Annotated in this window: 25 protein-coding genes; 9 read left to right on the top strand and 16 right to left on the bottom strand. The window is 73.1% G+C overall.

All coding sequences use genetic code 11. The annotated features are described in order from the left end of the window. Nucleotides 1–160 precede the first annotated feature (160 nt). Nucleotides 161–649 (top strand): SRPBCC family protein, encoded by a 489-nt coding sequence (locus tag AC07DU_RS01685; RefSeq protein WP_479109030.1) that lies wholly within the window; start codon nucleotides 161–163, stop codon nucleotides 647–649. A 53-nt stretch (nucleotides 650–702) separates the two neighbouring features. Here AC07DU_RS01685 and AC07DU_RS01680 read toward each other — a convergent pair whose 3' ends face one another. Next, nucleotides 703–1869 (bottom strand): PLP-dependent cysteine synthase family protein, encoded by a 1167-nt coding sequence (locus AC07DU_RS01680; RefSeq protein WP_479109028.1) that lies wholly within the window; start codon nucleotides 1867–1869, stop codon nucleotides 703–705. A 199-nt stretch (nucleotides 1870–2068) separates the two neighbouring features. Here AC07DU_RS01680 and AC07DU_RS01675 point away from each other — a divergent pair, with 199 nt between their 5' ends. Next, on the top strand, nucleotides 2069–2617 hold the full coding sequence (locus AC07DU_RS01675; protein WP_479109026.1) for an ATP-binding protein: 549 nt from the start codon (nucleotides 2069–2071) through the stop codon (nucleotides 2615–2617). A 72-nt stretch (nucleotides 2618–2689) separates the two neighbouring features. Here the strand turns inward: AC07DU_RS01675 and AC07DU_RS01670 are convergent, their stop codons facing one another. Continuing rightward, nucleotides 2690–3955, bottom strand: coding sequence for an ROK family protein (locus AC07DU_RS01670; protein WP_453285056.1), 1266 nt, complete (start codon nucleotides 3953–3955; stop codon nucleotides 2690–2692). Between the two features lie 43 nt (nucleotides 3956–3998). Beyond that, nucleotides 3999–4676, bottom strand: coding sequence for an alpha-ketoglutarate-dependent dioxygenase AlkB family protein (locus AC07DU_RS01665; protein ID WP_479109024.1), 678 nt, complete (start codon nucleotides 4674–4676; stop codon nucleotides 3999–4001). Nucleotides 4677–4800: 124 nt separating this feature from the next. On the opposite strand from AC07DU_RS01665, the gene AC07DU_RS01660 reads away from it, so the two are divergent. Beyond that, complete coding sequence (locus AC07DU_RS01660) at nucleotides 4801–5544, top strand: maleylpyruvate isomerase family mycothiol-dependent enzyme (RefSeq protein ID WP_479109022.1); 744 nt, start codon at nucleotides 4801–4803, stop codon at nucleotides 5542–5544. Between the two features lie 41 nt (nucleotides 5545–5585). On the opposite strand, the gene AC07DU_RS01655 is transcribed toward AC07DU_RS01660, so the two are convergent. Together AC07DU_RS01655 and AC07DU_RS01650 are read right to left on the bottom strand one after the other, a co-directional pair. Then, on the bottom strand, nucleotides 5586–6557 hold the full coding sequence (locus AC07DU_RS01655) for a spherulation-specific family 4 protein (RefSeq protein WP_479109020.1): 972 nt from the start codon (nucleotides 6555–6557) through the stop codon (nucleotides 5586–5588). 192 nt (nucleotides 6558–6749) lie between these two features. After that, complete coding sequence (locus tag AC07DU_RS01650; RefSeq protein WP_479034761.1) at nucleotides 6750–7448, bottom strand: TetR/AcrR family transcriptional regulator; 699 nt, start codon at nucleotides 7446–7448, stop codon at nucleotides 6750–6752. 156 nt (nucleotides 7449–7604) lie between these two features. Between AC07DU_RS01650 and AC07DU_RS01645 the strand changes: the two genes are divergently transcribed. Then, nucleotides 7605–8063, top strand: coding sequence for a nitroreductase/quinone reductase family protein (locus AC07DU_RS01645; protein WP_479034764.1), 459 nt, complete (start codon nucleotides 7605–7607; stop codon nucleotides 8061–8063). A gap of 123 nt (nucleotides 8064–8186) precedes the next feature. On the opposite strand, the gene AC07DU_RS01640 is transcribed toward AC07DU_RS01645, so the two are convergent. Continuing rightward, the gene (locus AC07DU_RS01640) at nucleotides 8187–9383 is read right to left on the bottom strand and encodes a geranylgeranyl reductase family protein (RefSeq protein WP_479109361.1); all 1197 of its coding nucleotides are present in this window, start codon (nucleotides 9381–9383) and stop codon (nucleotides 8187–8189) included. 376 nt (nucleotides 9384–9759) lie between these two features. On the opposite strand from AC07DU_RS01640, the gene AC07DU_RS01635 reads away from it, so the two are divergent. Then, complete coding sequence (locus tag AC07DU_RS01635) at nucleotides 9760–11124, top strand: dipeptidase (protein ID WP_360899376.1); 1365 nt, start codon at nucleotides 9760–9762, stop codon at nucleotides 11122–11124. A gap of 126 nt (nucleotides 11125–11250) precedes the next feature. Then, a complete protein-coding gene (locus AC07DU_RS01630; RefSeq protein ID WP_360899379.1) occupies nucleotides 11251–11949 on the top strand; it encodes an MBL fold metallo-hydrolase in 699 nt (232 codons plus the stop codon). Between the two features lie 6 nt (nucleotides 11950–11955). On the opposite strand, the gene AC07DU_RS01625 is transcribed toward AC07DU_RS01630, so the two are convergent. Further along, nucleotides 11956–12993, bottom strand: a complete 1038-nt coding sequence (locus AC07DU_RS01625) for an NUDIX hydrolase (RefSeq protein ID WP_479109017.1) — start codon at nucleotides 12991–12993, stop codon at nucleotides 11956–11958. A gap of 186 nt (nucleotides 12994–13179) precedes the next feature. On the opposite strand from AC07DU_RS01625, the gene AC07DU_RS01620 reads away from it, so the two are divergent. Beyond that, nucleotides 13180–14169: a LacI family DNA-binding transcriptional regulator gene (locus tag AC07DU_RS01620; RefSeq protein WP_479109359.1), complete on the top strand. Its 990-nt coding sequence runs from the start codon at nucleotides 13180–13182 to the stop codon at nucleotides 14167–14169. An 81-nt stretch (nucleotides 14170–14250) separates the two neighbouring features. Here the strand turns inward: AC07DU_RS01620 and AC07DU_RS01615 are convergent, their stop codons facing one another. The 5 genes from AC07DU_RS01615 to AC07DU_RS01595 all read right to left on the bottom strand — a co-directional run bounded on the left by AC07DU_RS01615 (nucleotide 14251) and on the right by AC07DU_RS01595 (nucleotide 18986). Beyond that, nucleotides 14251–15549: a DUF6986 family protein gene (locus tag AC07DU_RS01615; RefSeq protein WP_479109015.1), complete on the bottom strand. Its 1299-nt coding sequence runs from the start codon at nucleotides 15547–15549 to the stop codon at nucleotides 14251–14253. 176 nt (nucleotides 15550–15725) lie between these two features. Continuing rightward, the gene (locus AC07DU_RS01610; RefSeq protein WP_360899388.1) at nucleotides 15726–16700 is read right to left on the bottom strand and encodes an electron transfer flavoprotein subunit alpha/FixB family protein; all 975 of its coding nucleotides are present in this window, start codon (nucleotides 16698–16700) and stop codon (nucleotides 15726–15728) included. A 59-nt stretch (nucleotides 16701–16759) separates the two neighbouring features. Then, the gene (locus tag AC07DU_RS01605) at nucleotides 16760–17545 is read right to left on the bottom strand and encodes an electron transfer flavoprotein subunit beta/FixA family protein (protein WP_360899391.1); all 786 of its coding nucleotides are present in this window, start codon (nucleotides 17543–17545) and stop codon (nucleotides 16760–16762) included. 200 nt (nucleotides 17546–17745) lie between these two features. After that, nucleotides 17746–18285 (bottom strand): flavin reductase family protein, encoded by a 540-nt coding sequence (locus AC07DU_RS01600; protein ID WP_453371174.1) that lies wholly within the window; start codon nucleotides 18283–18285, stop codon nucleotides 17746–17748. A gap of 335 nt (nucleotides 18286–18620) precedes the next feature. Then, a complete protein-coding gene (locus AC07DU_RS01595) occupies nucleotides 18621–18986 on the bottom strand; it encodes a TlpA family protein disulfide reductase (protein WP_360899397.1) in 366 nt (121 codons plus the stop codon). Nucleotides 18987–19219: 233 nt separating this feature from the next. Here AC07DU_RS01595 and AC07DU_RS01590 point away from each other — a divergent pair, with 233 nt between their 5' ends. After that, nucleotides 19220–19942, top strand: coding sequence for a lysophospholipid acyltransferase family protein (locus AC07DU_RS01590; RefSeq protein WP_479034778.1), 723 nt, complete (start codon nucleotides 19220–19222; stop codon nucleotides 19940–19942). Nucleotides 19943–19969: 27 nt separating this feature from the next. Here AC07DU_RS01590 and AC07DU_RS01585 read toward each other — a convergent pair whose 3' ends face one another. After that, nucleotides 19970–21193, bottom strand: coding sequence for an alginate lyase family protein (locus AC07DU_RS01585; RefSeq protein WP_479109012.1), 1224 nt, complete (start codon nucleotides 21191–21193; stop codon nucleotides 19970–19972). Between the two features lie 105 nt (nucleotides 21194–21298). Next, the gene (locus AC07DU_RS01580) at nucleotides 21299–21850 is read right to left on the bottom strand and encodes a CGNR zinc finger domain-containing protein (RefSeq protein ID WP_479109010.1); all 552 of its coding nucleotides are present in this window, start codon (nucleotides 21848–21850) and stop codon (nucleotides 21299–21301) included. 77 nt (nucleotides 21851–21927) lie between these two features. On the opposite strand from AC07DU_RS01580, the gene AC07DU_RS01575 reads away from it, so the two are divergent. After that, nucleotides 21928–23166, top strand: a complete 1239-nt coding sequence (locus AC07DU_RS01575) for an MFS transporter (protein WP_479109008.1) — start codon at nucleotides 21928–21930, stop codon at nucleotides 23164–23166. On the opposite strand, the gene AC07DU_RS01570 is transcribed toward AC07DU_RS01575, so the two are convergent. Both AC07DU_RS01570 and AC07DU_RS01565 read right to left on the bottom strand, forming a co-directional pair. Further along, nucleotides 23102–23701: a transglutaminase-like domain-containing protein gene (locus AC07DU_RS01570; RefSeq protein ID WP_479109006.1), complete on the bottom strand. Its 600-nt coding sequence runs from the start codon at nucleotides 23699–23701 to the stop codon at nucleotides 23102–23104. The two genes, AC07DU_RS01575 and AC07DU_RS01570, sit on opposite strands and share 65 nt — an antisense overlap. A gap of 76 nt (nucleotides 23702–23777) precedes the next feature. Continuing rightward, nucleotides 23778–24839 carry a threonine aldolase family protein gene (locus AC07DU_RS01565; RefSeq protein WP_360899414.1) on the bottom strand — a complete coding sequence of 354 codons (1062 nt, stop codon included), beginning with the start codon at nucleotides 24837–24839 and terminating at the stop codon, nucleotides 23778–23780. Nucleotides 24840–24842: the final 3 nt, after the last annotated feature.

Raw genomic sequence — 24842 nt, 5'->3', positions numbered from 1 at the left:
CGCCTGCCCAGCGTCGTGTCCGGATCGGTCCCCGGTCCGTACGGACTTCTGCCGAAGGTGCGGCTATGGTGTCGCGCGCACGTTCGGAATCCCGCCTTCGGGGCGCGTTTTCGGAACTCGCTTTCGATTGCTCGGACTTCTTCGACCAGGGGGTACCGCCATGGTTCGCCGACTCCGGCCGGTGGGGCTGGACTTCATCGAGGCCGCGCCGGTCCGGCTGGTCTTCACCGCCGAGGCCGCGGCGCCGCCCGAGGCCGTGTACCGGGCACTGGCCGATGAAGTCGCGGGCTGGGCGCAGTGGTTCAAGGCCGTCACCCTGGCCCGCCCCACGCAGGGCGGCGCGGGCCGGGAGATCAGGCTGCTGGGCGGGGTGCGCTTCCAGGAGACGATCATGGCGGCGGAACCCGGTCGGCGTTACGCGTACCGGGTCGACACGACCAACGCCCCCGCCGTCCACGCCCTGCTGGAGGAGTGGCGGCTGACCCCGCAGGGGCCCGGCACGCAGGTCCGCTGGACCTTCGCGGCGGACGGCCCGGCTCCCTTCCGCCTCGGCCTCCCCCTCGCCCGCCCGGCCCTGGACCGGTCGTTCCGCCAGGCGGTGCGCACGCTGGACGCGCGGCTGGGGACCCGGCGCGCGGCGGGGCAGTAGCCGGCGACGGTCACGCCCTAGCCGTGGCGGCGGTCAAGCGGCCGTAGCGACGGTCAGGCCGTGGGCTCGCGCCAGATCCCGGTCGTCAGCAGGGTGTCGAGGGTCTTCGCGTACGGGGCGATGTCGAGCCGCTGCGCCGCCAGCCACTCGTCGGAGTAGTACTTGTCCAGGTAGCGGTCGCCCGGGTCGCACAGCAGGGTGACGACACTGCCCGTGCGGCCCTCCGCCACCATCTCCGAGATGATCTTCAGGGCGCTCCACAGGCCCGTGCCGGTGGAACCGCCCGCCTTGCGCCCTATCGCCGTCTCCAGAGCGCGGCAGGCGGCGACGCTCGCCGCGTCGGGGACCCGCATCATCCGGTCGATGGCCCCCGGCACGAAGCTCGGCTCCATCCGCGGCCGGCCGATGCCCTCGATGCGTGAGCCGCAGTCGCTGCTCGCGTGCGGGTCGCCCTGGGTCCAGCCGTCGAAGAAACAGGAGTTCTCCGGGTCCGGGACGCAGATGCGGGTGTCGTGCTGCATGTAGTGGACGTAGCGCGCGATGGTGGCCGAGGTGCCGCCGGTGCCGGCGGTCGCGACGATCCACGCGGGCTCGGGGAAACGTTCCAGCCGCAGCTGCTGGTACATCGATTCCGCGATGTTGTTGTTGCCGCGCCAGTCGGTGGCCCGCTCCGCGTACGTGAACTGGTCCATGTAGTGCCCGCCCGTACGGGCGGCGAGGGCGGCCGACTCCTCGTACATCTTCATCGGGTCGTCCACGAAGTGGCATTCGCCGCCGTGGAATTCGATGAGGCGGCACTTCTCCGGGCTGGTCGTGCGCGGCATGACCGCGATGAAGGGGACCCCGATCAGCTTCGCGAAGTACGCCTCGGAGACGGCGGTCGATCCGGACGACGCCTCGATGACCGGGCGGCCGGGGCGGACCCAGCCGTTGCAGAGCGCGTACAGGAACAGCGAGCGCGCGAGGCGGTGCTTGAGGGAGCCCGTCGGGTGCGTGGACTCGTCCTTGAGGTAGAGGTCGATGCCCCACGCCTCCGGGAGCGGGAAGTGCAGCAGGTGGGTGTCGGCGGAGCGGTTGGCGTCCGCCTGGACCTTGCGGACGGCTTCCTTCAGCCAGGCGCGGTAGTCCGCGTCGCTCCGGTCGACGTCGAGGGTCGTGACCGTGGTGGCACCGGTGGCAGTGGTGGTGCCGCTGGTACCGGTAGTGCCGGTGGTGCTCATGCGCCGCGCTCCTTCGTGGGTGTATTTCGCCCCCTGCTTTCGCAATGTACCTCCGCCACCTGCGCAAACAGTCACTTTGGGTATCCATGCGGATCGCTTTCGATCGCGTTCGGTTGCACTACGGCGCACCGTGGGTGACCCTGGTGGAGGATTACCGAGGGTGCAGCACCCGTAACACTCATGTCGGGGAGTCGCAGCCGTGATCAGTCATTCCCGCAGGCACTGCGTCGTCGAACTGCAGGCCTTGCCGTCGCGGATCGGCCAAATCCGCCGGATCGTCTCCGCCCAGCTGCGCCATTGGCAGCTCGATCCGCTCATCGACCGGGCTGCGCTGGGCGTGACGGAGCTGCTCAGCAACGTCCACCGCCACGCCCAGCCGGACAAGACCTGCATCGTCGAGATCGAACTGCGGCTCGGGCGTCTGACGGTCTCCGTCATCGACAGTGATCCGCGGCTTCCGGTGCTGCACGAGACCGCGGCGGACCTGATGGAGACCTGTGGACGCGGGCTCGCCCTCGTGGAGGCCGTCAGTGAGGCCTGGGGCGCGCGGCCGCAGGTCGACGGGCCGGGAAAGGTCGTGTGGTTCACGCTCTCCACGGCCCCCGCCCCGGCGGCCCCGCTGCGTCCGGTACGGATCGCGGCCAAGCCCGTACGGGAGCCCGCGCGAGCGGTGGTCGTATCCGTGGACCCGAGCTCCGCCGCGCCGGCCCTGCCGGTGGCCTCGCGGGTCGCCGCCAGTCCCGGGTGACCCCACCGCGGGCCCCGGCCGGGCCGTGCCCGTCGGAGCACGCCCCGGGCCGGGGGGCGCCCTCGGGGCGGGTCAGACCTGGGCCAAGGCCGCGAGCGGGTCGTCCAGCACCGGCTGCCAGGCCAGCTCCGCGGCGCCCACCAGGCTGTTGTGGTCCAGGGTGCACGGCAGGATCGGCACGCCGCCGCTGCGGCCCCACAGGCTGCGGTCCGCGACCACCGCGCGCAGGCGTTCGGGGTCGGCGTGCAGCAGTTCCCGGTGCAGGCCGCCCAGGATGATCCGGTCCGGGTTCAGGATGTTCACCAGGCCCGCGAGGCCCAGCCCGAGCCGGTCGATCAGCTCCTGCGTGGCCGCCCGTACCGCCGGCTCCGCGGGCTCGTCGTGCAGCAGGTCGCGGGCCTGCTGGAGCAGCGACACCTCCGGGCCGGGGGTGCGCCCCGCCGCGGTGAGGAAGGCCAGCGGGTCCGCCTCCACGTCCAGGCAGCCGCGGCCGCCGCAGTGGCAGGCCCGCCCCTCGGGGTTCACGGTGAGGTGGCCGACCTCCAGCGCCAGGCCCGAACTCCCGCTGTGGAGGCGGCCGTCCAGTACCAGCGCCCCGCCCACCCCGCGGTGCCCGGTGGCCACGCACAGGAGGTGCTGGGCGCTGCGCCCCGCGCCGTGCCGGTGCTCGGCCAGGGCCGCGAGGTTGACGTCGTTCCCGGTCAGGGCCGGGCCGTCGATCCCGGCGGCCTTCACGCACTGCGCGAAGATGGCCCGTACGGGAGAGCCGGCCGGCCAGGCCAGGTGCAGGGGGTTCAGCGCCGTACCGTCCGGCTCCGCCACCGCCGACGGGACCGCGAGCCCCGCGCCGACACAGCGCCGGCCGCTCTCGGCGAGCAGCTGCGCGCCCGCCTCCACGACCGCGCCGAGCACCTGCGCCGGGTCGGCGGAGACGGTGACCTTGCCGGGGGCGGTGGCCACGATCCGGCCGCCGAGGCCCACGAGGGCGGCCCTGAAACCGTCCGAGTGCACTTGTGCGGCGAGCGCCACCGGGCCGTTCTCGTCCACCGAGAGGCGGTGCGAGGGACGGCCCTGGGTGCCGCCCGCGCCGCCGGGGCGCGAGTCGACGCGGATCAGCCCGAGCGCCTCCAGCTCGGCGGCGACGGCTCCGGCGGTGGCGCGGGTGACGCCGAGCTCTGCCGTCAGGACGGCGCGGGTCGGGGCCCGGCCGGTGTGGACGAGCTCCAGCGCCGGCCCGAGCGCGCCGCGACCCCGTTCCAGTTTCGTCCGCGTGGCCGTCATGGACGCGGAGGGCGTGGTCACGTCCCCCACCCGCGGCGGGACCCCGTTGCCGTTCATGGCATCGATCCTCGCATGATCGGAGGGGGCCGGGCGCCGCCCCTCAGCCCAGGCCGCCGACCCGGAGTGTGATGTTCAGCCTCCCGGTCAGACCGAGGGCCCGCGGGCCCGTGCCCGGCAGGATCTTCGGCACTCCGTGATAGGCCGACCGGCTGGGACCGCCGAAGACGAAGAGATCGCCGCTGCGCAGCTCGACGTCCCGGTACGGGCGCCCGCGCGAGGTGGTGTTCCCGAAGCGGAAGACGCAGGTGTCGCCGAGGCTGAGGGAGACCACCGGCGCCGGGGACTTCTCCTCCGCGTCGCGGTGCATGCCCATGCGGGAGTCGTCGCCGTAGAAGTTGATCAGGGCGATGTCGTACGCCACCTCGGGCTCCGGCGGGGTTCCGTACGCGGCGGCCACTGCCTCCCGTCCCAGCTCGGCGAGCCAGGCGGGCATCGGCTTGACCGGCGCCCCGTCCCCGTCGACGGCGGTGCGGGCGTATCCGTACGGGTACCAGTGCAGCCCGAGGCACACCTGCCGGGCGGACATCTCCCCGCCCCCGGGGGTGCGTACGGTGCGCAGGCCGGCCGACGGGCGGGCCCAGGCGCGGCAGGCCGCCAGCAGCTCGGCCTGCCGCCCGGGCCCGAGCCAGTCGGGCACGTGGACGGCGCCGGGGGCGATCACGGTCCGCTCGCGGGGGAAGAGCTCCGCGACCGGCTCCGGGTGCTCGGGGTGGTTCACCCTTCCATGGTGGCCCGGGCGGGCGGGATCCGGAGCGGCGGGGGCCGGGGGGCCTGCGGGGGCCTGGGGGGCATGGGGGCCTGCGGGGGCCTCCCGTCGCCGGGTGCGTGGCAGACTGCCGGGCATGGAGATCACCGATTACGTCAAGTCCCTTGCGCGGGACGGCGAACTGCTCGCCGATCTGGCCGAACGGGCCGGTACGGACGCCCTGGTGCCCACGTGTCCGGGATGGCACGTCACCGATCTGCTGCGGCACACCGGGTCGGTGCACCGCTGGGCGGCCGGCTTCATCGGGGAGGCACGGCTGGAGCCGGTGGAGTTCCCCGCCGCGCCGGAACTGGCCGGCGCCGAGCTGATCGGCTGGTTCCGCGAGGGCCACGCGGCGCTGGTCCGCACGCTGGCCGAGGCCCCGGCCGACCTGGAGTGCTGGACCTTCCTTCCGACGGCCCCGCCGTCGCCGCTGGCGTTCTGGGCGCGGCGCCAGGCCCATGAGACCGCCGTGCACCGCATGGACGCCGAGGCGGCCCTCGGTGTCGCGTATTCGCCGGTGACGCCGGAGTTCGCACAGGACGGGGTGGACGAACTGCTCACCGGCTTCCACGCCCGGCCGCGCAGCCGGGTGCGCACCCCGGAGCCCTGGGTGCTCAGGGTGCGGGCCGCCGACACGGGCGCGACGTGGACCGTGCACCTCTCGCCGGAGCCGCCCCGCACGGTAGGGGGCGATACGGGCGAGGCCGCCGACTGCGAGCTGACGGGCGAGGCGGCGTGGCTGTACGCGGCCCTCTGGAACCGGCTCCCGCTCACCGGCCCCGGGGTGACGGGCGACGGGTCGCTGGCCGTGCTGTGGAGCGAGACGGCCGGAATCTGACGGCGGGGGCGGGGCGGGGGGGGCCGCCCGGCTCTGAGTCGTCACCCGATGGTTGCGGCGTACCCGGTCTCGGCGCGGTACTCCCATGTCGGGGCAGCGTTCCAGGGGTTGGGCATGCCGGCGCTCGTGGCGTACGCGTAGCCCGCGCCGCGGTCGAAGGCGGTGCGCAGGGTGACGCGCATCGCCGCTTCGTCCGGGACCTCGTGGACCAGGTGCCAGAACGCCGTGCCGCGCGGGTCGAGCTCGGCGCCGGCGCGGTAGCCGGAGAGCGGGTCGAAGACGTTGCCGCCGAGCCAGCCGCCGCCCGTGTACGCGGCGTACGTGTCCTCGTACGTGACGAAGACGTCCGCGGTCCGGCGGTCCGGCTCCAGGTAGCAGTCGGCTATGGCGGTGCCCGGATTGTTGACGACGAGACCGGGGCCGCCCGGGGCGGCGGCCCCCATGGTGTCCTGGACGTAGCGGCGCAGCTCCGCGTAGTGGTCGCGGGTGGCGTTGGCGGGGCCGCAGTCGCGGCTGACGACGTCGAAGAAGATGCCGTCGACGTGGAGGCGGCCGTCGGGGGTCTTGAGGTAGTTGTCGACGGAGGCCTTGACGGCGGCGATGTCGCGGTTGCCGTGGTCGGTGTGGACGTAGCCGAGCACCCTGGTCTTCTCGCCGGTGGCGGTGGTGCGGCCGCGCAGCGCGTCGGCGCGGGACCGCCAGGGTGCGTCGAAGGGGGAGTCGCCGTTGCCCGGGTTCAGGACGACCACCGAGGGGGCGGGAGCGGTGGCGGTCAGGCCGCTCAGCACGCGGTCGTTCGCCCACACGTAGGCGGGGACGCCGATCTCCAGGCCGCGTACGCCCGGTGTCCGGGGTGTCGGGGGCGGTCCGGGGTCCGGTTCGGTGTGCTGGGGGGCGGATGCGGCCGGTGCGACGGGCGGCGCGTCGCGCGCCGACGCGGTGACGGCCGGCGCCGGCGCGGCGAGTAAGAAGACGGCCAGGGATGCGTACAGGGCCTTCACGGCGCGGGGCATGAACGTTCCTCCGGCGGCGGCACAGGGGGGCGACCCGAGGAACACTAGACGGGCGACCCTTCGTTCAAGCCTGAACCGCCCGCATTGGTGCGAGGAACAGAAGAGCGAACCATCGCCTCATCACGTGAACGGCCGCAGCGGAGCCGGCCCCCGCTGCGGCCCGGACCGCCGGGTCCGCCCAGGGCCCTGCCCTCATACGGCGGGCAGTCCGACCCCGTGCGCCAACTGGCCGGCGGCGTGCGCGAAGAAGCCGGTCCGGTCCTCGACGACCCGGTTGAACTGACCGAACACCTCGAAGGACACGAGCCCGACGAGCTGCGCCCAGGCGGCGACCAGCGCGGCGGTGACCTGCGGGGGCAGACCCTCGGCGAACTCCGCGGTCATCCGGTCGGCCTCGGGACGCAGGGTCGACGGCAGGGGCGGCAGGGCGAGACCGCGGCCCTGGTGGGCGGCGCGGAGGATGCCGATGAGGACGTTAGCGAGCCGGGACGCGGGGCCGACGGTGTCCATGGGCGCGCTGTAACCGGGCACCGGGGAGCCGTAGATGAGGGCGTATTCGTGCGGGTGCTCCAGCGCCCAGGCGCGCACGGCCTCGCAGACCGCGATCCAGCGGGCGTGGGGTGCGGCACCGGCGCCGAGGGCCCGGGCGTCGGCCGCCTCGGCGGCGGCGCCGAGGCTGTCGTACGCGTCGATGATGAGCGCGGTGAGCAGCTCGTCGCGGCTGGGGAAGTAGCGGTAGAGGGCGGAGGAGACCATGCCCAGCTCGCGGGCGACGGCGCGCAGGGAGAGTTTGGCGGCGCCCTCGGCCGCGAGTCTGCGGCGCGCCTCGTCCTTGATGGCGGCGGTGACCTCGATGCGGGCCCGTTCCCTTGCCCCTTGCACGGTGCTCATGCAGTCAGTGTGCCATGCACGTGGAGCACTGCCCAGAAATCGGATCACCGATCTACTGAGAGAGCACTGCTCTTGTTTCGGAGCAGCGTTCCGTGCAGACTGTCCTCAAGCGAGAGCAGTGCTCTCCCCCATGCGGAATCAGCCCCGGAGGTCCCCGTGAACGCGCCCACCCCGTACTACGTCCAGGCCGGCCCGTTCGCCACCCGCTTCAACGCGCTCCTGGGCAAGCTGGCACGCTTCGGCATCAGCCTGGCCGGCAGCGCCGAGCTGTCGGTCCGCGGCCGCAAGTCCGGCCAGATGCAGCGGATCCCGGTCAACCCGCACACGCACGGGGGCGCCCAGTACCTGGTCTCGGCCCGCGGCCACTCCCAGTGGGTGCGCAACATGCGGGTCGCGAATGGCGGCGAGCTGCGGGTGGGGCGCAAGGTGCGCGCCTTCACCGCCACCGAGTTGACCGACCCGGTCCTGCACGCCGCCGTCCTGCGCACCTACCTGGAGCGGTGGGGCTGGGAGGTCAACCAGTTCTTCCAGGGGGTCGACGCGAAGTCGTCCGACGCGGAGCTCCAGGCGGCCGCCGCCGACCACCCGGTCTTCCGCATCACGGTGTCGAACTGACCTGACGCGCGCCTGGCCGGCCCCGTTCCCGGGGGGGGCGGAAGGGAGGTGCGCGGCAGGTCCCGACAGGACCGGCCACGCCTCCTTCCCCGCCCCGGCGAACCTCTCCCCTGTCCCTGGCCCCTATCCCTGGCCGCCGCCACGGGCCGCCTGCCGGGCGTCCAGGGCGTGCAGCGCCTTGCGGGCCAGCGGGGAGGTACGGACCAGGTCGGCCAGGGTCGTCGCGCCGCGCGTGATGCGGGCGAAGGCCCGCCACGCCGGACGGAGCCCGGTGATCGCCGCGTGCAACAGGCCCGGCTTGGCCTCGAAGAGGGTCAGCATCCGCCGGCCGATCCCCATCTCCACGCCCAGTCCCGCCTTCACCGCGAAGGCGTAGTTCAGGGCCTGGCGGCGCGCGTCCACCGCGTCCTGAGCCTCGGAGATCTTCACCGCCCACTCCCCCGCGAGCCGCCCCGAGCGCAGCGCGAACGAGATGCCCTCCCGGGTCCACGGCTCCAGGAGGCCGGCCGCGTCGCCCGCCACCAGGACCCGGCCCCGCGAGAGCGGGGACTCGGGCTTGCGGCAGCGGGTCAGGTGCCCCGAGGAGACGGCCGGTTCGAAGCCGGCGAGACCGAGCCGGGCGATGAAGTCGTCCAGGTAGCGCTTGGTCGCGGCGCCTTCGCCCTTGGCCGAGATGACACCGACGGTGAGGGTGTCCCCCTTGGGGAAGACCCATCCGTAACTGCCGGGCAGCGGACCCCAGTCGATCAGCACCCGCCCCTTCCAGTCCTCCGCGACCGTCTCCGGCACGGGGATCTCCGCTTCCAGGCCGAGGTCCACCTGGTCCATCTCGACCCCGACGTGCGCGCCGATCCGGCTCGCGCTGCCGTCCGCGCCGACCACCGCGCGGGCCAGGACGGTCTCCCCGTCGGCGAGCACCACGGCGATCGTGCGCCGGTCGGGCACGGCCGCCCCGTGCTGCTCGACGCGGGCCACGGCCGTACCCGTACGGACGGTGGCGCCGGCCTTCTCGGCCTCGGCGACCAGGCCGGCGTCGAACTCGGCGCGGTTGACGAGCCCGAACAGCATCTGCTTCGAGCGCCGGGTGCGGGTCAGTCTCCCGTTCATGGAGAAGGTGACCGCATGGATGCGGTCCCTGAGGGGCAGCACGAAGCCGGGGGGCAGCGCGTCGCGCGAGGGGCCGATGATCCCTCCACCACAGGTCTTGTACCGGGGCAGTTCGGACTTCTCCAGCAGCAGGACGCGCCGTCCGGCCGTCGCCGCCGCGTACGCCGCCGAGGCCCCGGCCGGTCCCGCTCCGACCACGACCACGTCCCACACCTCGCCGGTCTCCCCGGCCGCCCCGTCGCCCGCGTCCCGCGCGGCCCGCCCCTCGCCCTCGCCTGCCGCCGCGCCTGTGCCTGCGTCTGCGCCCTCGCCCGCGGCGCCTGCGCCCCCGCCCGCGGCGTCTGCACCTGCCGCGTCTGCGCCTGCGTCGTCTGCACCTGCGTCGCGTACGTCGTCGTCGCTGCTCACGATGTGTTGCCGCTCCTGATCACCCGGTTGCTCCGATGCCGGGGAAATCCTACGGCGAGACGCCGCCCCGCCCTGCTGTGCGAGGATCGGGACTGTCTTTCGTCGTACCCGGCATACGCACACCCCGCGGATGCGGGCGGCGTACGCAACGAACAACGTCGCACCCAAAAGGAGCGTGCCCATGTCCCAGAATCCGATCGCCGAGACCATCGCCTCGCTGATGCCCCGCGCCAAGCAGGAGCTGACGGAGCTGGTGGCCTTCCAGTCGGTGGCGGACTGGGCGCAGTTCCCCAAGAGCGAGAGCGAGGCGGCCGCGAACTGGGTGCTCGACGCCCTGCGCGCCGAGGGCTTCCAGGACCTGGCGCTGCTCGACACCCCCGACGGCACCCAGTCCGTGTACGGCTTCCTGCCCGGCCCGGAGGGCGCGCCGACCGTCCTGCTCTACGCGCACTACGACGTCCAGCCGCCGCTGGACGACGCCGCCTGGATCTCCCCGGCCTTCGAGCTGACCGAGCGCGACGGCCGCTGGTACGGGCGCGGCGCGGCCGACTGCAAGGGCGGGTTCATCATGCACCTGCTGGCGCTGCGCGCGCTGAAGGCCAACGGCGGTGTGCCGGTGAGCGTGAAGATGATCCTCGAAGGGTCGGAGGAGCAGGGAACCGGCGGCCTCCAGCAGTACGCCGAGGCCCACCCGGAGCTGCTGAGCGCCGACACCATCGTCATCGGCGACGCGGGCAACTTCCGCCTCGGTCTGCCGACGGTGACGGCCACCCTGCGCGGCATGTGCCTGCTCAAGGTGAAGATCGACACGCTGGGCGGCAACCTGCACTCCGGCATGTTCGGCGGCGCCGCCCCCGACGCGCTGGCCGCGCTGATCCGGGTGCTCGACTCGCTGCGCGCCGCGGACGGTTCGACGACCGTGGACGGGCTCGCCTCGGACGCAGTGTGGGAGGGCCTGCAGTACCCGGAGGCCGACTTCCGCGCCGACGCGAAGGTCCTGGACGGGGTCGAGCTGATCGGTGACGGCACGATCGCGGACCGGCTGTGGGCCCGCCCGGCCGTGACGGTGCTCGGCATCGACTGCCCGCCGGTGGTCGGGGCGACGCCGTCGGTGCACGCGAGCGCGGGCGCGCTGATCAGTCTGCGGGTACCGCCGGGCACGGACACGACCGAGGCCATCAAGCTGCTGCAGGCCCACTTGGAGGCCCACACGCCGTGGCAGGCGCGCCTCGAACTCGAAGTGGTGGGCCAGGGCCAGCCGTTCCAGGCCGACACCGACAGCCCGGCGTACGCGTCGATGCGGGCCGCGCTGGAGACCGCGTACCCCGGCCAGGAGATGCAGATCAGCGGCATGGGCGGTTCGATCCCGCTGTGCAACACGCTGACGTCGCTGTACCCGGAGGCGGAGATGCTGCTGATCGGGCTGAGCGAGCCGGAGGCGCAGATCCACGCGGTGAACGAGAGCGTGTCGCCGCAGGAGCTGGAGCGGCTGTCGGTGGCCGAGGCGCTCTTCCTGGTCAACTACGCGGAGTCCAAGCGCGGCTGAGCCCCGCGGCAGGTGCGGGTGCAGGTGCAGGTACGCCCGGGGCGCGCTCGTCAGTGCGCCCTGGGCGTACTTCGCTCCGGGTGAAGTCGCCTGCCGCGAGCGGGCGGGGGCGCATACGTTCGAGGTATGGATCTTGTCGAAGTACTGCCGAACCGGCTGCACATGCTCCGCTTCCCGATCGGCCAGGCCTACCTCTGGCAGGACGGCGAGGCGCTCACCCTGATCGACGCGGGGAACGTCGAGTCCGCGGCCGAGATCGAGGGGGCCGTCCGCCGTCTCGGGCTGCTGCCCGAACGGCTGGAGCGGATCGTCCTCACGCACTGCCACCGCGACCACGTCGGCGCGGCCGGTGAGCTCCGCGCCCGCTGGGGCGCGCGGGTGCTGGCGCACCGTCTGGACGCGCCCGTGATCCGCGGCGAGCGGCCCGTTCCCGAACCGGCGCTGCTGGACTGGGAGATCCCGTTGTACGCGCACGGCCTGACCGTCCCCGAGGCCCCGCCGACCCCGGTCGACGGCGAGTTGGAGGACGGGGACGCGCTGGGCTTCGGTGACGGGGCGTACGTGGTCCACGCTCCGGGCCACACGGACGGCAGCATCGCCGTCCATCTGCCGCGCCACGGCGTGCTGTTCACGGGCGACTGCGTCGCCGCGGTCGGCCCGCTGATGCTGGGCGTCTTCAACGTGGACCGCGGCCGGGCGATCGACACCTTCCACCGCCTGGCCGCGCTCGCCCCTTCGGTCGCCTGCTTCGGCCACGGCGATCCCCTGACGGTGGACACGGCGGCCGCGCTGGCGGAGGCCGCGGCCCAGACCCCGCCGGCCTGAGGCCGGTCAGCCGACCGGGACGCCCGCCTCCAGGTACAGGGGGCGGCCGCGTTCGCGGGCGCGCAGGGCCCGGCGCAGGCGTTCGTGGCGGTGCGGCGGGAGGAGGCCGGCGGCCTCGGCCTCCGTGACGAAGCACCAGGCCCGCAGTTCCGGGCCCGGCAGCCGGAGCCGGGCGGTCGCCTCCGGCGTGAGGCGGCCGCCGTCGAAGAGCAGGCGCAGGCCCCCGTAGCCGGGGGGCTGCGGGGGCTCCCAGTCGACCACCAACAGGCCGGGGGCGCCGTCGAGTACGAGACCGAGCTCCTCGGCGACCTCGCGTACGCCCGCGCGCGCCGGCGCCTCGCCCGCCTCGACGACCCCGCCGGGGAACTCCCAGCCCGCCTTGTACGTCGGATCCACCAGGAGCACCCGGTCCCGCTCGTCGAAGAGCAGGACCCCGGCCGCCACCGTCTCGCCCGTGGGCTCCGGGGTCTGCACGATGTCGCAGACCGCGGCCGTCTCCGAGCGGACGGCTTCGGCGATCTTTTGGGCCGTCTCCCGGGGGGTCAGGCTCCCGTTGTCGATGACGTGCGCGTCGCCGGTCAGCCAGCCGAGGGCCTGCTGGTAGACGGGGATGTGGTCGTACGCCCATTGCCGCACCCGCAGGTCCACGGCCGACGGCTCCCCCGGCTCCTCCCGCGTGGCGATCCGCTCGCGAAGGATCGTTTCCTCCGGGGCCAGCAGCACGTGCCGCACCGGTATCCGGCGCGCCGCCAGCCCGCCGAAGATCTCGTCCCGGTAGTCCTGGCGCAGCAGGGTCATCGGTACGACGAGCACCCCGCCGACCTCCGCGAGCATCGCCGCCGCGGTGTCCACCACCAGGCGGCGCCAGCTCGGCAGGTCCTGGTAGTCGCTCACCTCCGCCAGCCGTTTGGGCGGCAGCAGTACGCGCAGCGCGTCGCCGATGAACTCGGGGTCGAACAGGGTGCTGTCCGGCAGGATTCCGGTCAGTTCGCGGGCCGTGCTGGTCTTTCCGGCGCTGAATGTGCCGTTGATCCAGACAATCACGTCTACCCCTCTCCCCATGGCTCGTCCGGAGCCCCCAGTGGCTTGCCCGCCCCACCCTGCCACGGAAACCTCACTCTCGGCCGAGTGCTTATCCTCAAGGTCACAGCCCCGCCCGAGACCTCCGGAGGATTCACGACCGTGCCCCACCACCGCCCGTCCGAGCCCCGCTACGGCAACCGGCCGACCATGAAGGACGTGGCGGCCCAGGCGGGCGTCGGCCTGAAGACGGTGTCGCGGGTGGTCAACGGCGAACCGGGCGTCACCCCCGAGACGGAGAAACGGGTCCACGAGGCCATCGAGGCGCTGGGCTTTCGCCGCAACGACAGCGCCCGCGTCCTGCGCAAGGGCCGTACCGCCACCGTGGGCCTGATCCTGGAGGACCTCGCAGACCCCTTCTACGGTCCGCTGAGCCGGGCGGTGGAGGAGGTGGCCCGCGCGCACGGGGCGCTGCTCATCAACGGTTCCAGTGCCGAGGACCCGGACCGCGAGCGGGAGTTGGCGCTCGCGCTGTGCGCCCGCCGGGTGGACGGGCTGATCGTGATCCCCGCCGGGGACGACCACCGCTACCTGGAGCCGGAGATCCGGGCCGGTGTGGCGACCGTGTTCGTGGACCGTCCGGCCGGACGGATCGACGCGGACGTGGTGCTGTCGGACAATTTCGGCGGCGCCCGGACGGGCGTCGCCCATCTCATCGCGGGCGGCCACCGCCGGATCGGCTTCATCGGCGACCACCCCCGTATCCACACGGCGACGGAGCGTCTGCGCGGCTTCCGGGCGGCGATGACGCACGCGGGCCTCGCGGTGGCCGATTCCTGGGTCTCGCTCGGTTCGACGAGCCCCGGGCGGGTCACGGCGGCGGCCCGGGACATGGTCACGGGTCCGGAGCCGGTGACCGCCCTGTTCGCGGCCAACAACCGCGTGACGGTCACGGTGGTACGGGTCCTGGCCGCCCTGGACCGCCCGGTGGCCCTGGTCGGCTTCGACGACTTCGAACTGGCCGACCTGCTCCGCCCGGGCGTCACGGTGGTCGCCCAGGACCCCGCGGCCCTGGGCCGGGTGGCGACGGACCGCCTCTTCCAACGCCTGGCGGGGGCCGCCGCGCCCCCGACCCGCATCGAACTCCCGACCCGCCTGGTCCCCCGCGGCTCGGGCGAGCTCCCGCCCGTCAGCCGATGAGGTGCGCGGCACGGGCACGGCCGAGCCGCTGCGGCGCGCCGGGGGCGCCCGGCCGGGCCCCGGGGGTACCGCGCGTCAGGCTCAGGCGGACGCCGTCAGCGTCGCCGAGCGCCGCGGGATGGCGAAGGCGTCCAGTTCCGCGCGGGTCAGGCCGGTCAGGGCCGTGACCTCCTCCGGCCCCACCGCGCCGCAGTCGAGGCCGCGGACCAGGTAGCCGGCCAGCGCCTTGGCGGTGGCGGGCTCGTCCATCACGTCGCCCTCGATCTTGGCGACGTACGCCTTCAGGCGCGCGGCGGCGGTCTCAAGACCCTCGCGGTAGAAGGTGAAGACGGCCGCGTAGCGGGTCGGCAGGTGCGCCGGGTGCATGTCCCAGCCCTGGTAGTAGGCGCGGGCCAGGGCGCGGCGGGTGAGGCCGTAGTGCAGCTTCCAGCCCTCGTGGACCTTCGCGGTGGTGCCGATGGGCAGCACGTTCGTCGAGCCGTCGGAGACGCGCACGCCGGTGCCGGCGGCGGCGACCTGCATGATCGCCTTCGCATGGTCGGCGGCGGGGTGGTCGCTGGCCTGGTAGGCGGCGGAGACGCCGACGCAGGCGCTGTAGTCGAAGGTGCCGTAGTGCAGGCCGGTGGCGCGGCCCTTGGAGGCCTCGATCATGCGGGCGACGGTGGCGGTGCCGTCGGAGGCCAGGATGGACTGGCTGGTCTCGATCTGGATCTCGAAGCCGATCCGGCCCGGGCGCAGGCCGCGGGCCGTCTCGAAGGCCTCCAGGAGCTTGACGAAGGCGCTGACCTGCTCGGCGTAGGTGACCTTGGGGAGGGTCAGGACCAGCCCCTCCGGCAGGCCGCCGTGCTCCAGCAGCCCGGAGAGGAAGATGTCCGTGGTGCGGATGCCGCGGTCGCGGACGTTGGACTCCATGCACTTCATGCGGATGCCCATGTACGGGGCGTTGGTGCCGTTGGAGAACGCCTCCGAGACGAGGCGGGCGGCGCGGGCCGCGGCCTGGTCCTCCTCCTCGTCGGAGCGGACGCCGAAGCCGTCCTCGAAGTCGACGCGCAGGTCCTCGACGGGCTCGGAGGCGAGCTTGGCGCGGACGCGGTCGTAGACGGGTACGGCCAGCTCGTCGGAGATGCCGAGTACGCGGGCGAAGGTGGCGGCGTCCGGGGCGTGCTCGTCGAGCGCGGCGAGGGCCTGGTCGCCCCAGGAGCGGATGGTGTCGGCCGCGAAGACGTCACCGGGCACGTAGACGGTGTGGATCGGCTGCCGGGTGCCGGGGTCGCCCGGGTAGTGGCGCGCGAGTTCCGCGTCCACCGGCGCGAGGGAGGCGCTGATGCCCTCGCTGACCGCGCCTGCGAGGCTCGTCGCCACCTTCTCCTGCTGACCCATCGTGCACTCTCCTCTTTTCCGCTTCACGGAAGCTTAGATCCGCATAGCAGAATTTAGTCACGGGGTTCCGCTCCGTCAATGGTCCCCCTCCCGTCCTGGACAAACGACTCGGGGCCGTGCGGTGACAATCACCACACGGCCCCGGAGAAGAACCAAGCTGAGAAGAGAAGCGCAGGTCAGCCCTTGCGGACCTTGATCTGCTCGGTCAGCTGCGGGACGACCGCGAAGAGGTCGCCGACCACGCCGTAGTCGACGAGGTCGAAGATCGGGGCCTCGGCGTCCTTGTTGATGGCCACGATGGTCTTCGAGGTCTGCATGCCCGCGCGGTGCTGGATCGCGCCCGAGATGCCGGAGGCGATGTATAGCTGCGGGGAGACCGACTTGCCGGTCTGGCCGACCTGGTTGGAGTGCGGGTACCAGCCGGCGTCGACGGCGGCACGCGAGGCGCCGACGGCCGCGCCGAGGGAGTCCGCGAGCTCCTCGATGATGTGGAAGTTCTCGGCGCCGTTGACGCCGCGGCCGCCGGAGACCACGATCGCGGCCTCGGTCAGCTCGGGGCGGCCGGTCGACTCGCGCGGGGTGCGGCCGGTGACCTTGGTGCCGGTGGCCAGGGCGCCGAAGGTGACGGCGAGCGCCTCGACGGTGCCGGCGGCCGGAGCGGCCTCGACCGGGGCCGAGTTCGGCTTCACGGTGATGACCGGGGTGCCCTTGGAGACACGGGACTTGGTGGTGAACGACGCGGCGAAGGCGGCCTGCGTCGCGACCGGACCCTCGTCACCCGCCTCCAGGTCGACGGCGTCGGTGATGATGCCGGAGCCGATGCGGACCGCGAGGCGGGCCGCGATCTCCTTGCCCTCGGCGGAGGACGGGACGAGCACCGCGGCGAGGGAGCCTGCGGCGGACACGGAGTCGTACGCGGCCTGGAGCGCGTCCACCTTCGGTACGACGAGGTACTCGGTGAACTCGGGGGCGTCGGCGGTGAGGACCTTGACCGCGCCGTGCTCGGCGAGCACCGCGGCGGTGGCGTCGGCACCGGCGCCCAGGGCGACGGCGACGGGCTCGCCGATGCGGCGGGCCAGCGTCAGCAGCTCGAGGGTGGGCTTGCGGACGGCGCCGTCCACGTGGTCGACGTAGACGAGAACTTCAGCCATGGGACTGCTCTCCTGCGATTGCGAAGTGTCTGGGGGCTAAGGAAGGGCGGCGGAAGCTCTTAGATGAACTTCTGGCCGGCCAGGAACTCGGCCAGCTGCTTGCCGCCCTCGCCCTCGTCCTTGACGATCGTGCCGGCGGTACGGGCCGGGCGCTGCGCCGCGGCGTCGACCACGGTCCAGGAGCCTTCCAGACCGACCTCGTCGGCCTCGATCTCCAGGTCCTCCAGGTCCCAGGACTCCACCGGCTTCTTCTTGGCGGCCATGATGCCCTTGAAGGAGGGGTAGCGGGCCTCGCCCGACTGGTCCGTCACCGAGACGAGCGCGGGGAGGGAGGCCTCCAGCTGCTCGCTCGCGGTGTCGCCGTCGCGGCGGCCGGTCACGGTGCCGTCCTCGACCTTGACCTCGGAGAGCAGGGTGACCTGCGGGACGCCCAGGCGCTCGGCCAGGATCGCCGGGAGGACGCCCATGGTGCCGTCGGTCGACGCCATACCCGTGATGACCAGGTCGTATCCGGCCTTCTCGATCGCCTTGGCGAGCACCAGCGAGGTGGCCATGACGTCGGAGCCGTGCAGGTCGTCGTCCTCGACGTGGATGGCCTTGTCGGCGCCCATCGACAGCGCCTTGCGCAGCGCGTCCTTGGCGTCCTCGGGACCCACCGTCAGGACGGTGATCTCGGCGTCGTCGGCCTCGTCGGCGATCTGCAGCGCCTGCTCGACGGCGTACTCGTCGAGCTCCGACAGCAGGCCGTCGACGTCGTCACGGTTGACGGTCAGGTCCTCGCTGAACTGCCGGTCGCCAGTGGCGTCGGGGACGTACTTCACACAGACAACGATCCTCAGGCTCACGCCGGCTCTCCTACCGCATCGTCTTTTCTGGTACCGCCTTATGCAGGCAGCATAGGCGCCTTGTCGGGCGGATCCCGGTCGGGGCGGCCCGCGCTCCGAAGGGAATGTTACTCGTCAGTACACAGCGGGTGCGGCCACATCGCAAGGCCGGTCAACTGTGATCTGCCCAACGCCGCCCGAGACGCCCGAGCAGGGACGATTCAGTCACGCAACGCGTTGAAGCGTCCCTGGTGGTACAGCAGGGGGCGGCCTTCCCCCGCAGGGTCCCCCACGACCGCCTCCGCGATGATCACACGGTGCTCGCCCGCGGGCACCCGGGCCACGACGCGGCAGACCAGCCACGCCAGTACGCCGTCCAGCACCGGGACCCCGTGCGGCCCCTCGCTCCAGCCGGTGGCCGGGCCGAAGCGGTCGGCCCCGCTGCGCGCGAACAGGCCGGCCAGCTCGCGCTGGTGCTCGCCGAGTATGTGGACCCCGAGGTACTCGCCGTCGCGCACCGCGGGCCAGCTGGAGGCCCCGGTGGCGATCGTGAAGGACAGCAGCGGAGGGTCGGCGGAGACGGAGTTGAGCGAGGTGGCGGTGAAGCCCACCGGCCGCCCGTCGTCCTGGCCGGTGATCACGGCGACGCCGGCGGCGTGCTGCCGGAAGACGGAACGCAGGAGGTCGGGCGAGCCGGGGCGGCCGGCGCCGGAGCGGGGGAACGGGGCCGTCGCCACCGTGGGGACCGTCGGAGCAGTCATCAGGGTTCTGCTTTCTACCGCGAAACGCGCGGGCACTGTCGAGGATCGGGGGGCGGGGACGTCAGCGATCCCGACAGCGCGCGCTCGCGTGGCGGGCGAGGTCCACGTGGACCCGTCCGTAGAGCAGGAGTTCATACCGCATGCCGCCAGCCTGGCGATCTCCCGTGGACACAGTCAAGCGAGAACGGCCAGATGTCAGGCGCGTCACGCTGCGTGCGGGCGCGCCCACCGGCGCGCGCACCGGCGCGTCCGGTGTGCCGCACCGGCGCCGGCGCCGCGCCCCGCGGCGTCCGCCGGAGCCCCCGCACCGCCCGGCCCGCCCCCGCCGTCGCCCGTCAGACGGCGGCCCCCAGGGCGGCGATCACATCCACCTTGCGCGGCATCCCGGCCGCGCGCCGGACGATCCGGCCCGTCGCGTCCAGCACGAGCACGGTCGGGGTCTTCTCGATGCCGAGGGCCCGTACGAGGTCGAGCCGGTCCTCCGCGTCGATCTCGATGTGCGCGACCCCCTCGACCATGGCCGCGACCTCGGCGAGGATCCTGCGGGTGGCCCGGCAGGGCTGGCAGAAGGCGCTGGAGAACTGCACCAGGCTGGCCCGCTCGCCCGGTTCGGCGCCCAGGTCCGCGGCGCCCAGCCGGGTCCCCGGGCCGTCCCCGCGGCCTTCCGGCCGGACCGCCCGGCCGTCTTCGTCCCCGAGCATCCGTTCTCCCGTCGTCGCCTGCGTGTGCGTACGCCGTCCCCGTACGCTGGTACGTGGATCGGAGCACTCCGCGGTCCCCCGGCATTCCCCGGCGTGACGAGAATCTCCCCGGGCAAAGGCTTACGGACTGGCCAGCGGGCCCCGTATGGGGCACGATCCCCATGGTCGCGTACCTACGCTTCCGTAACTTCCGGCCGGGAGCACCTCCCCAGGCAGAAAGCGGGGTCTCCCCAATGGCTGAGCTCGTCTACCCTCCCGTGATCGGTGCCGCGCACGGACTCTTCCGTGCGCTCGACATCCGTATCGACATGCAGGGCACCGACAACATCCCCCGCAAGGGCGGCGCGGTCCTGGTGTCGAACCACATCGGATACCTCGACTTCATCTTCGCCGGTCTGACCGCGCGGCCGCAGAAGCGCCTGGTGCGCTTCATGGCCAAGGACTCGGTGTTCCGGCACAAGGTGTCCGGTCCGCTGATGCGCGCGATGAAGCACATCCCCGTCGACCGCAAGCAGGGTGAGGCCGCCTACCAGCACGCCCTGGACTCGCTGCGGTCGGGCGAGATCATCGGGGTCTTCCCCGAGGCGACGATCTCCCAGTCGTTCACGCTCAAGAGCTTCAAGTCGGGTGCGGCGCGCATGGCGCAGGATGCCGGGGTCCCGCTGATCCCGGTGGCGCTGTGGGGCACGCAGCGGCTGTGGACCAAGGGGCGCCCGAAGGACCTCAAGCGCAGCCACATCCCCGTGACCATGCGCGTGGGCGAGCCCATGGAGGCCCCGGCCGACCAGTTCGCCGGCGCCATCACGCGGCGGCTGCGCGAGCGCGTGCAGGAGCTGCTGGACGCGGCCCAGCGCGCCTATCCGGCCAAGCCCAGCGGCCCCGAGGACTCCTGGTGGCTGCCGGCCCACCTGGGCGGCACCGCGCCGACGGCGGCCCAGGTCCGCGAAGCGGGCTGACCGCCGCGACGCCCCCGCCCGCCGGGCTCAGTTGGGGTTCTCGGCGTGGGTCAGGGTCTCCCAGGCCTCGAAGTGGTTCTCCGTGCCCGCCGGGCGCCTGCCCTCGGTGAGCCTGCGGGTGTTCTCCATGGTGACGCCGAGCCGGGTGTGCAGGGCGTTGTAGCCGACCTCGGTCGCCGGGCCGAGGCCCTTGGTCAGGCTTCCGCCGCACAGCCAGGAGGGCACGGGCGCGCCGAGTTCGTACGTGGCGTGGAAGCCGAGCGCGTGCCGCAGCCGGTCGTTGAACTGCGGGTAGAGGTCGCGGCCTTGGATCCGCGAGGTCTCGGCGACGTGCAGGGCCGCGGCGATCCCCATGCCGGTGTGGCCGAAGTCCCGGCAGGTCTCCTGGGCGAGGCCGTCCACGAAGGTGCTCTGGCCGTGCCAGTAGTCGATCAGCTCGCCGCGGGTGTCGATGGACGAGCGCGGCGGGTACGCGGGCTGCGCACCGTCGGAGGCCAGGTAGAAGTAGGCGGGGACGCGACCGAGGTAGATGCCCATCGCCTTGTCGTATCCGGCCCGGTCGTCGAGGTGGACCGTGATCCCGACCGCGGCGTCCATCATGATCAGTTCCCAGTTGCCGTTGCTGTTCGGCCTGCCGTTGATCACTTCGGGCAGGTAGACGTCGCGCAGCATGGTCGCGAAGCGGCCCTGGTTCGGCCAGCCGCCGGTGTACGTGTGCTTGATGATCTCGGCGGCGCGCGGCCAGGTGGAGCCCGCCCAGCCACTCTGCAGCGGCGCGTTGCTGTTGGTGTGGTCCTTGATCTTCGCGGACCAGGCGTCCATCAGCTCGATCGACTTCTTCGCATGGCGGCTGTCGCGGGTGATGTACCAGGCGAGCGCCTGGCTGTACGCGGCGATGGCGTCCTCACGCTCGTCCGAACAGCCGATGTTCGGGTTCGAGTAGGAGCCGCACTCGACGACCTCGCGCGGCTTGGGGGTGCGCGACAGCGAACCGTACTTGCTCGCCAGCATCTGGTCGTACGCGGCCTTCCACGGCTGCCGGCCGGCCTGCACCTGCGTACGGACGAAGTCCAGCTGGGCACGGCTGTTGAGCACTCCGGGATGGGCGAACGCGGCAGGGGCCGCGGCCTGCGTCGCGGGTGTGGCTGGCGTGGACGGCATGGCGGGCGTGGCGCTGGTGGGGGCGGGGACCAGGGTCACCGCGAGGCCGAGGGCGAGGGCGCCGAGGCCTGCGGGTAATCCGAAACGCATGGGGGGCCTTCCGGTGGGAGAGTTCCGGCGGGAGGGGTTCCGGTAGGCCGAAGATACTCATGCTCATGCCAAGCTGACAACGAGGTCTGACAAGAAAGTTTCCTATCAGGTCTGCAGCTTCCGGCGCCGGTGGGCGGTGACACGGACCCGCGTCGCACAGGTGGTGGTGCAGTAGCGGCGCGCACTGCCCGGCCCGGTGGCGAGGAAGAACCGCCCGCAGCCCTCGGCCGCGCAGGCCCCCCAGGCGATCCGCCCGTACTCGGTGAGCAGCTGGGCGAGCGCGAGGGCGCCCGAGGCCAGGAACCAGTCCCCCCAGCCGGCCCCCTCACCCCGGTCGGCGTGCAGGTGCCAGGGGTGGCCGTCGTGCCGGGTGAGCCGGGGCCGGGTGCCGCACTCCTCGAACAGCGCGTTGAGCGCCTGCGCGGCACGGTCCTCGTCGCGCTCGGCGAGCACCGCCCCCATCCGCCGGGCGGCGGCGCGCAGTTCGGCCGCGCTCGCCTCGGGGAACGCCCGCTCGGTGAGGTCGGCGGGGCGCTCCCCGTGCGCGGCGAGGAGCTCCGCCAGGTCGGCGCGCGGCAGTTCGGGGGTCGCGCGGACCGCCTCGGCGAGGTCGATCAGCCGTCGCGCCGCCGAGAAGCCTCCTCGGGGCTGCGCCATGCCCGGATCCTTTCCCACTACACCAACATGACGTAACGTCTTTTCCAGCTATCACGTTACATCACGCGGGGGGCGGAATGGGCGGGTTCGGGCGGTATCTGGCGGCGGCACTGGCGGCCAGGTTCGCGAACGAGGGCATGGGCATGGCCGTGGTGCTCCTCGCCCTGGAACGCACCGGGAGCGCGGCGCACGGGGCGTTCGTGCTGACGGCCTGGCTGGTTCCGAACGTGCTGGCGGCTCCGCTCGCGGGCGTCGCAGCGGGCCGCACCCGCAGGCCCCGGCTGTTCCACGTCGGCGCGCTCGCCACGTTCACGGCCGCCGTGGCGGCGCTGTCGGTGCTGCTGGGCCGGGCGCCGGGGGCGCTGGTGCTCGCCGTGGCGGTGCTCGGCGGGACCTGTGGGCCGATGGTCACGGGCGGGCTCTCCAGCCTGGTCACCGGGCTGGTCCCGGCCGGCCCCGGGCGGGACCGCGCGTACGGCTGGGACGCCTCCACCTACAACGCCGCGGCGGTCACCGCCCCGGCGGTGGTGAGCCTGATCGCGGCGACGGTCTCGGCCGGGCCGGCGATGGGGGCCCTGGCGGTGTCCGGGGCGCTGGCTGCGGCGCTGGCCGCGACCCTGGCGTACGAGGACCGGGGCGCCGCGGGGACCCGGAGCGGGCCCCGGGCCGGGGTGGGTGCGGGGCTGGCGGCGCTGTGGCGGGTCCGGGAACTGCGGGCGATCACCTCGGCCACGACGCTCGCGTTCGTCGGCATCGGCTCCCTCACCACCACCTCGGTGCTGCTGGCCACCGGGCTCGGCAGCCCCGGCGCCGGCGGCGTGCTGATGACGGCCTTCGCGGTGGGCGCCTTGGCGGGCTCGCTCACGCTGGGCCGCATGACGTCGGTGGAGCCGGGCCGGCTGGTGCGGTGGGCGCTGACCGGGACGGGGGTGGCGCTGACGGCGGCCGCGTTCACGCCGTCCGTCGCCCTCACGGCGGCGCTCTTCGCGGTGGCCGGGGTGTGCGACGGGCCGCTGCTCACGGCCACCCTGCGGATCCGCGCGGAGTACGCCCCGGCGGGGGTGCGGACCCAGGTGTTCACCCTGGGGGCGGGCTTGAAGATGACGGCCGCGTCGGCCGGCGCGGCCCTGGTGGGGCTCGCGGCCGCCGCGCCCGCGGGGCTGCTGCTGACCGGGATCGCCGGGCTTCAGTTCGCCGCCGCCCTGCTGCACGTCCTGGCGTCGGGGCGGGGACCCGCACCGGGGAAGGCGGTCACAGGGCCGTCGGCAGGTTTCGCCACAACTCCGCCCGGTCGGCGGAGCCCTGGAGCGCCGTGAGGGTGGCCGGGTGCGGGGCGGCGTACAGCTCGGGGTAGTCGACCTCGCCGCAGTCCGGGCGTACGGGGAAGGCCAGTCGCTCCTCGTCCAGGCTGAACCGCGCGTCCACGCCGGGCTTGTTGCCGCGCGGGTCCAGGCGGACCCACCGCTCCGCGCCGGGCAGCCGCAGGGCGACCAGCCCGTGGACCATGGGGTTCGCGCCGTCGTCGTCCACCAGGCGCTGGTAGCACAGGCCCGCCGGGATGCCCTGGGCGCGCAGCAGGGCGACGAGGGCGTGGGACTTGGCGTAGCAGATGCCGTTGCGCGTGGCGAGGACGTCGGAGGCCCGCCAGGAGACCCGGAGGTCACCGGAGTCCGCCGAGTGCGGGATGGTGTCGCGGACGAACTCGAAGGCCGCTTCGGCGTATGAATATGCGTCCGGGGCGGTGCGCCAGAGCGTGTCGGCGGTTTCCTGCACCAGCGGATGCCAGTGGTCGATCGCCTGGTCGGAGGCCAGATAGGCGTGGATATCAGGGTCCTGAGGGATCAGCTGCATGCCCCGGAGCATAGCTACGCCCCCACCGTAGATCAATAGATTTACGGCGGGGGGCATATCTATGCAGCAATGGGGGCTAGCGTGCGAGCTCTTCCTTCAGGGCCTGGAGGAAGCCGTCCACGTCCTCTTCCTGGGTGTCGAAACCGCACATCCACCGGACATCGCCGGCTGCCTCGTCCCAGAAGTAGAAGCGGAAACGCTTCTGCAGCCGCCGCGACACCTCGTGCGGCAGACGCGCGAACACCGCGTTCGCCTGGACCGGGTAGAGGATCTCCACGCCGTCCGCCTCGCGCACGCCGGCGGCCAGCCGCTGCGCCATCGCGTTGGCGTGCCGGGCGTTGCGCAGCCACAGGTCCTTGGCGAGCAGCGCCTCCAGCTGGACCGACACGAAGCGCATCTTGGACGCGAGCTGCATCGACATCTTGCGGATGTGCTTCATCTGCCGGACCGCGTCCGGGTTGAGCACCACCACGGCCTCGCCGAACATCATGCCGTTCTTCGTGCCGCCGTACGACAGCACGTCGACGCCCACCGCGTTCGTGAAGGCGCGCATCGGCACGTCGAGCGAGGCGGCGGCGTTGGCTATCCGGGCCCCGTCGAGATGGACCTTCATGCCGAGCCCGTGCGCGTGCTCGCAGATCGCGCGGATCTCGTCGGGCGTGTAGACGGTCCCCAGCTCGGTGTTCTGGGTGATCGACACGACCTGCGGCATCGCCCGGTGCTCGTCCTCGAAGCCCCAGGCCTCCTGGTCGATCAGCTCGGGCGTGAGCTTGCCGTCCGGAGTCGGGACCGCGAGCAGCTTGAGGCCCGCCATCCGCTCGGGAGCGCCGCCCTCGTCCACGTTGATGTGGGCGCTCTTGGCGCAGATCACCGCTCCCCAGCGGTCCGTCATCGCCTGGAGGGCGGTGACGTTGGCGCCGGTGCCGTTGAAGACCGGGAAGGCTTCCGCGTACGGCCCGAAGTGGCTGCGGATGACCTTCTGGAGGTGTTCCGTGTAGTCGTCCTCGCCGTAGGCGACCTGGTGGCCGCCGTTGGCGAGCGCGACGGCGGCCAGGACCTCGGGATGCACCCCCGCGTAGTTGTCGCTCGCGAAACCGCGCACCGCCGGGTCGTGGTGGCGCCGGGCATCGGTCTTCACGGC

Source organism: Streptomyces sp. NPDC045695 (assembly GCF_056432025.1).
This window is presented reverse-complemented; position numbering and strand designations above follow the sequence as displayed.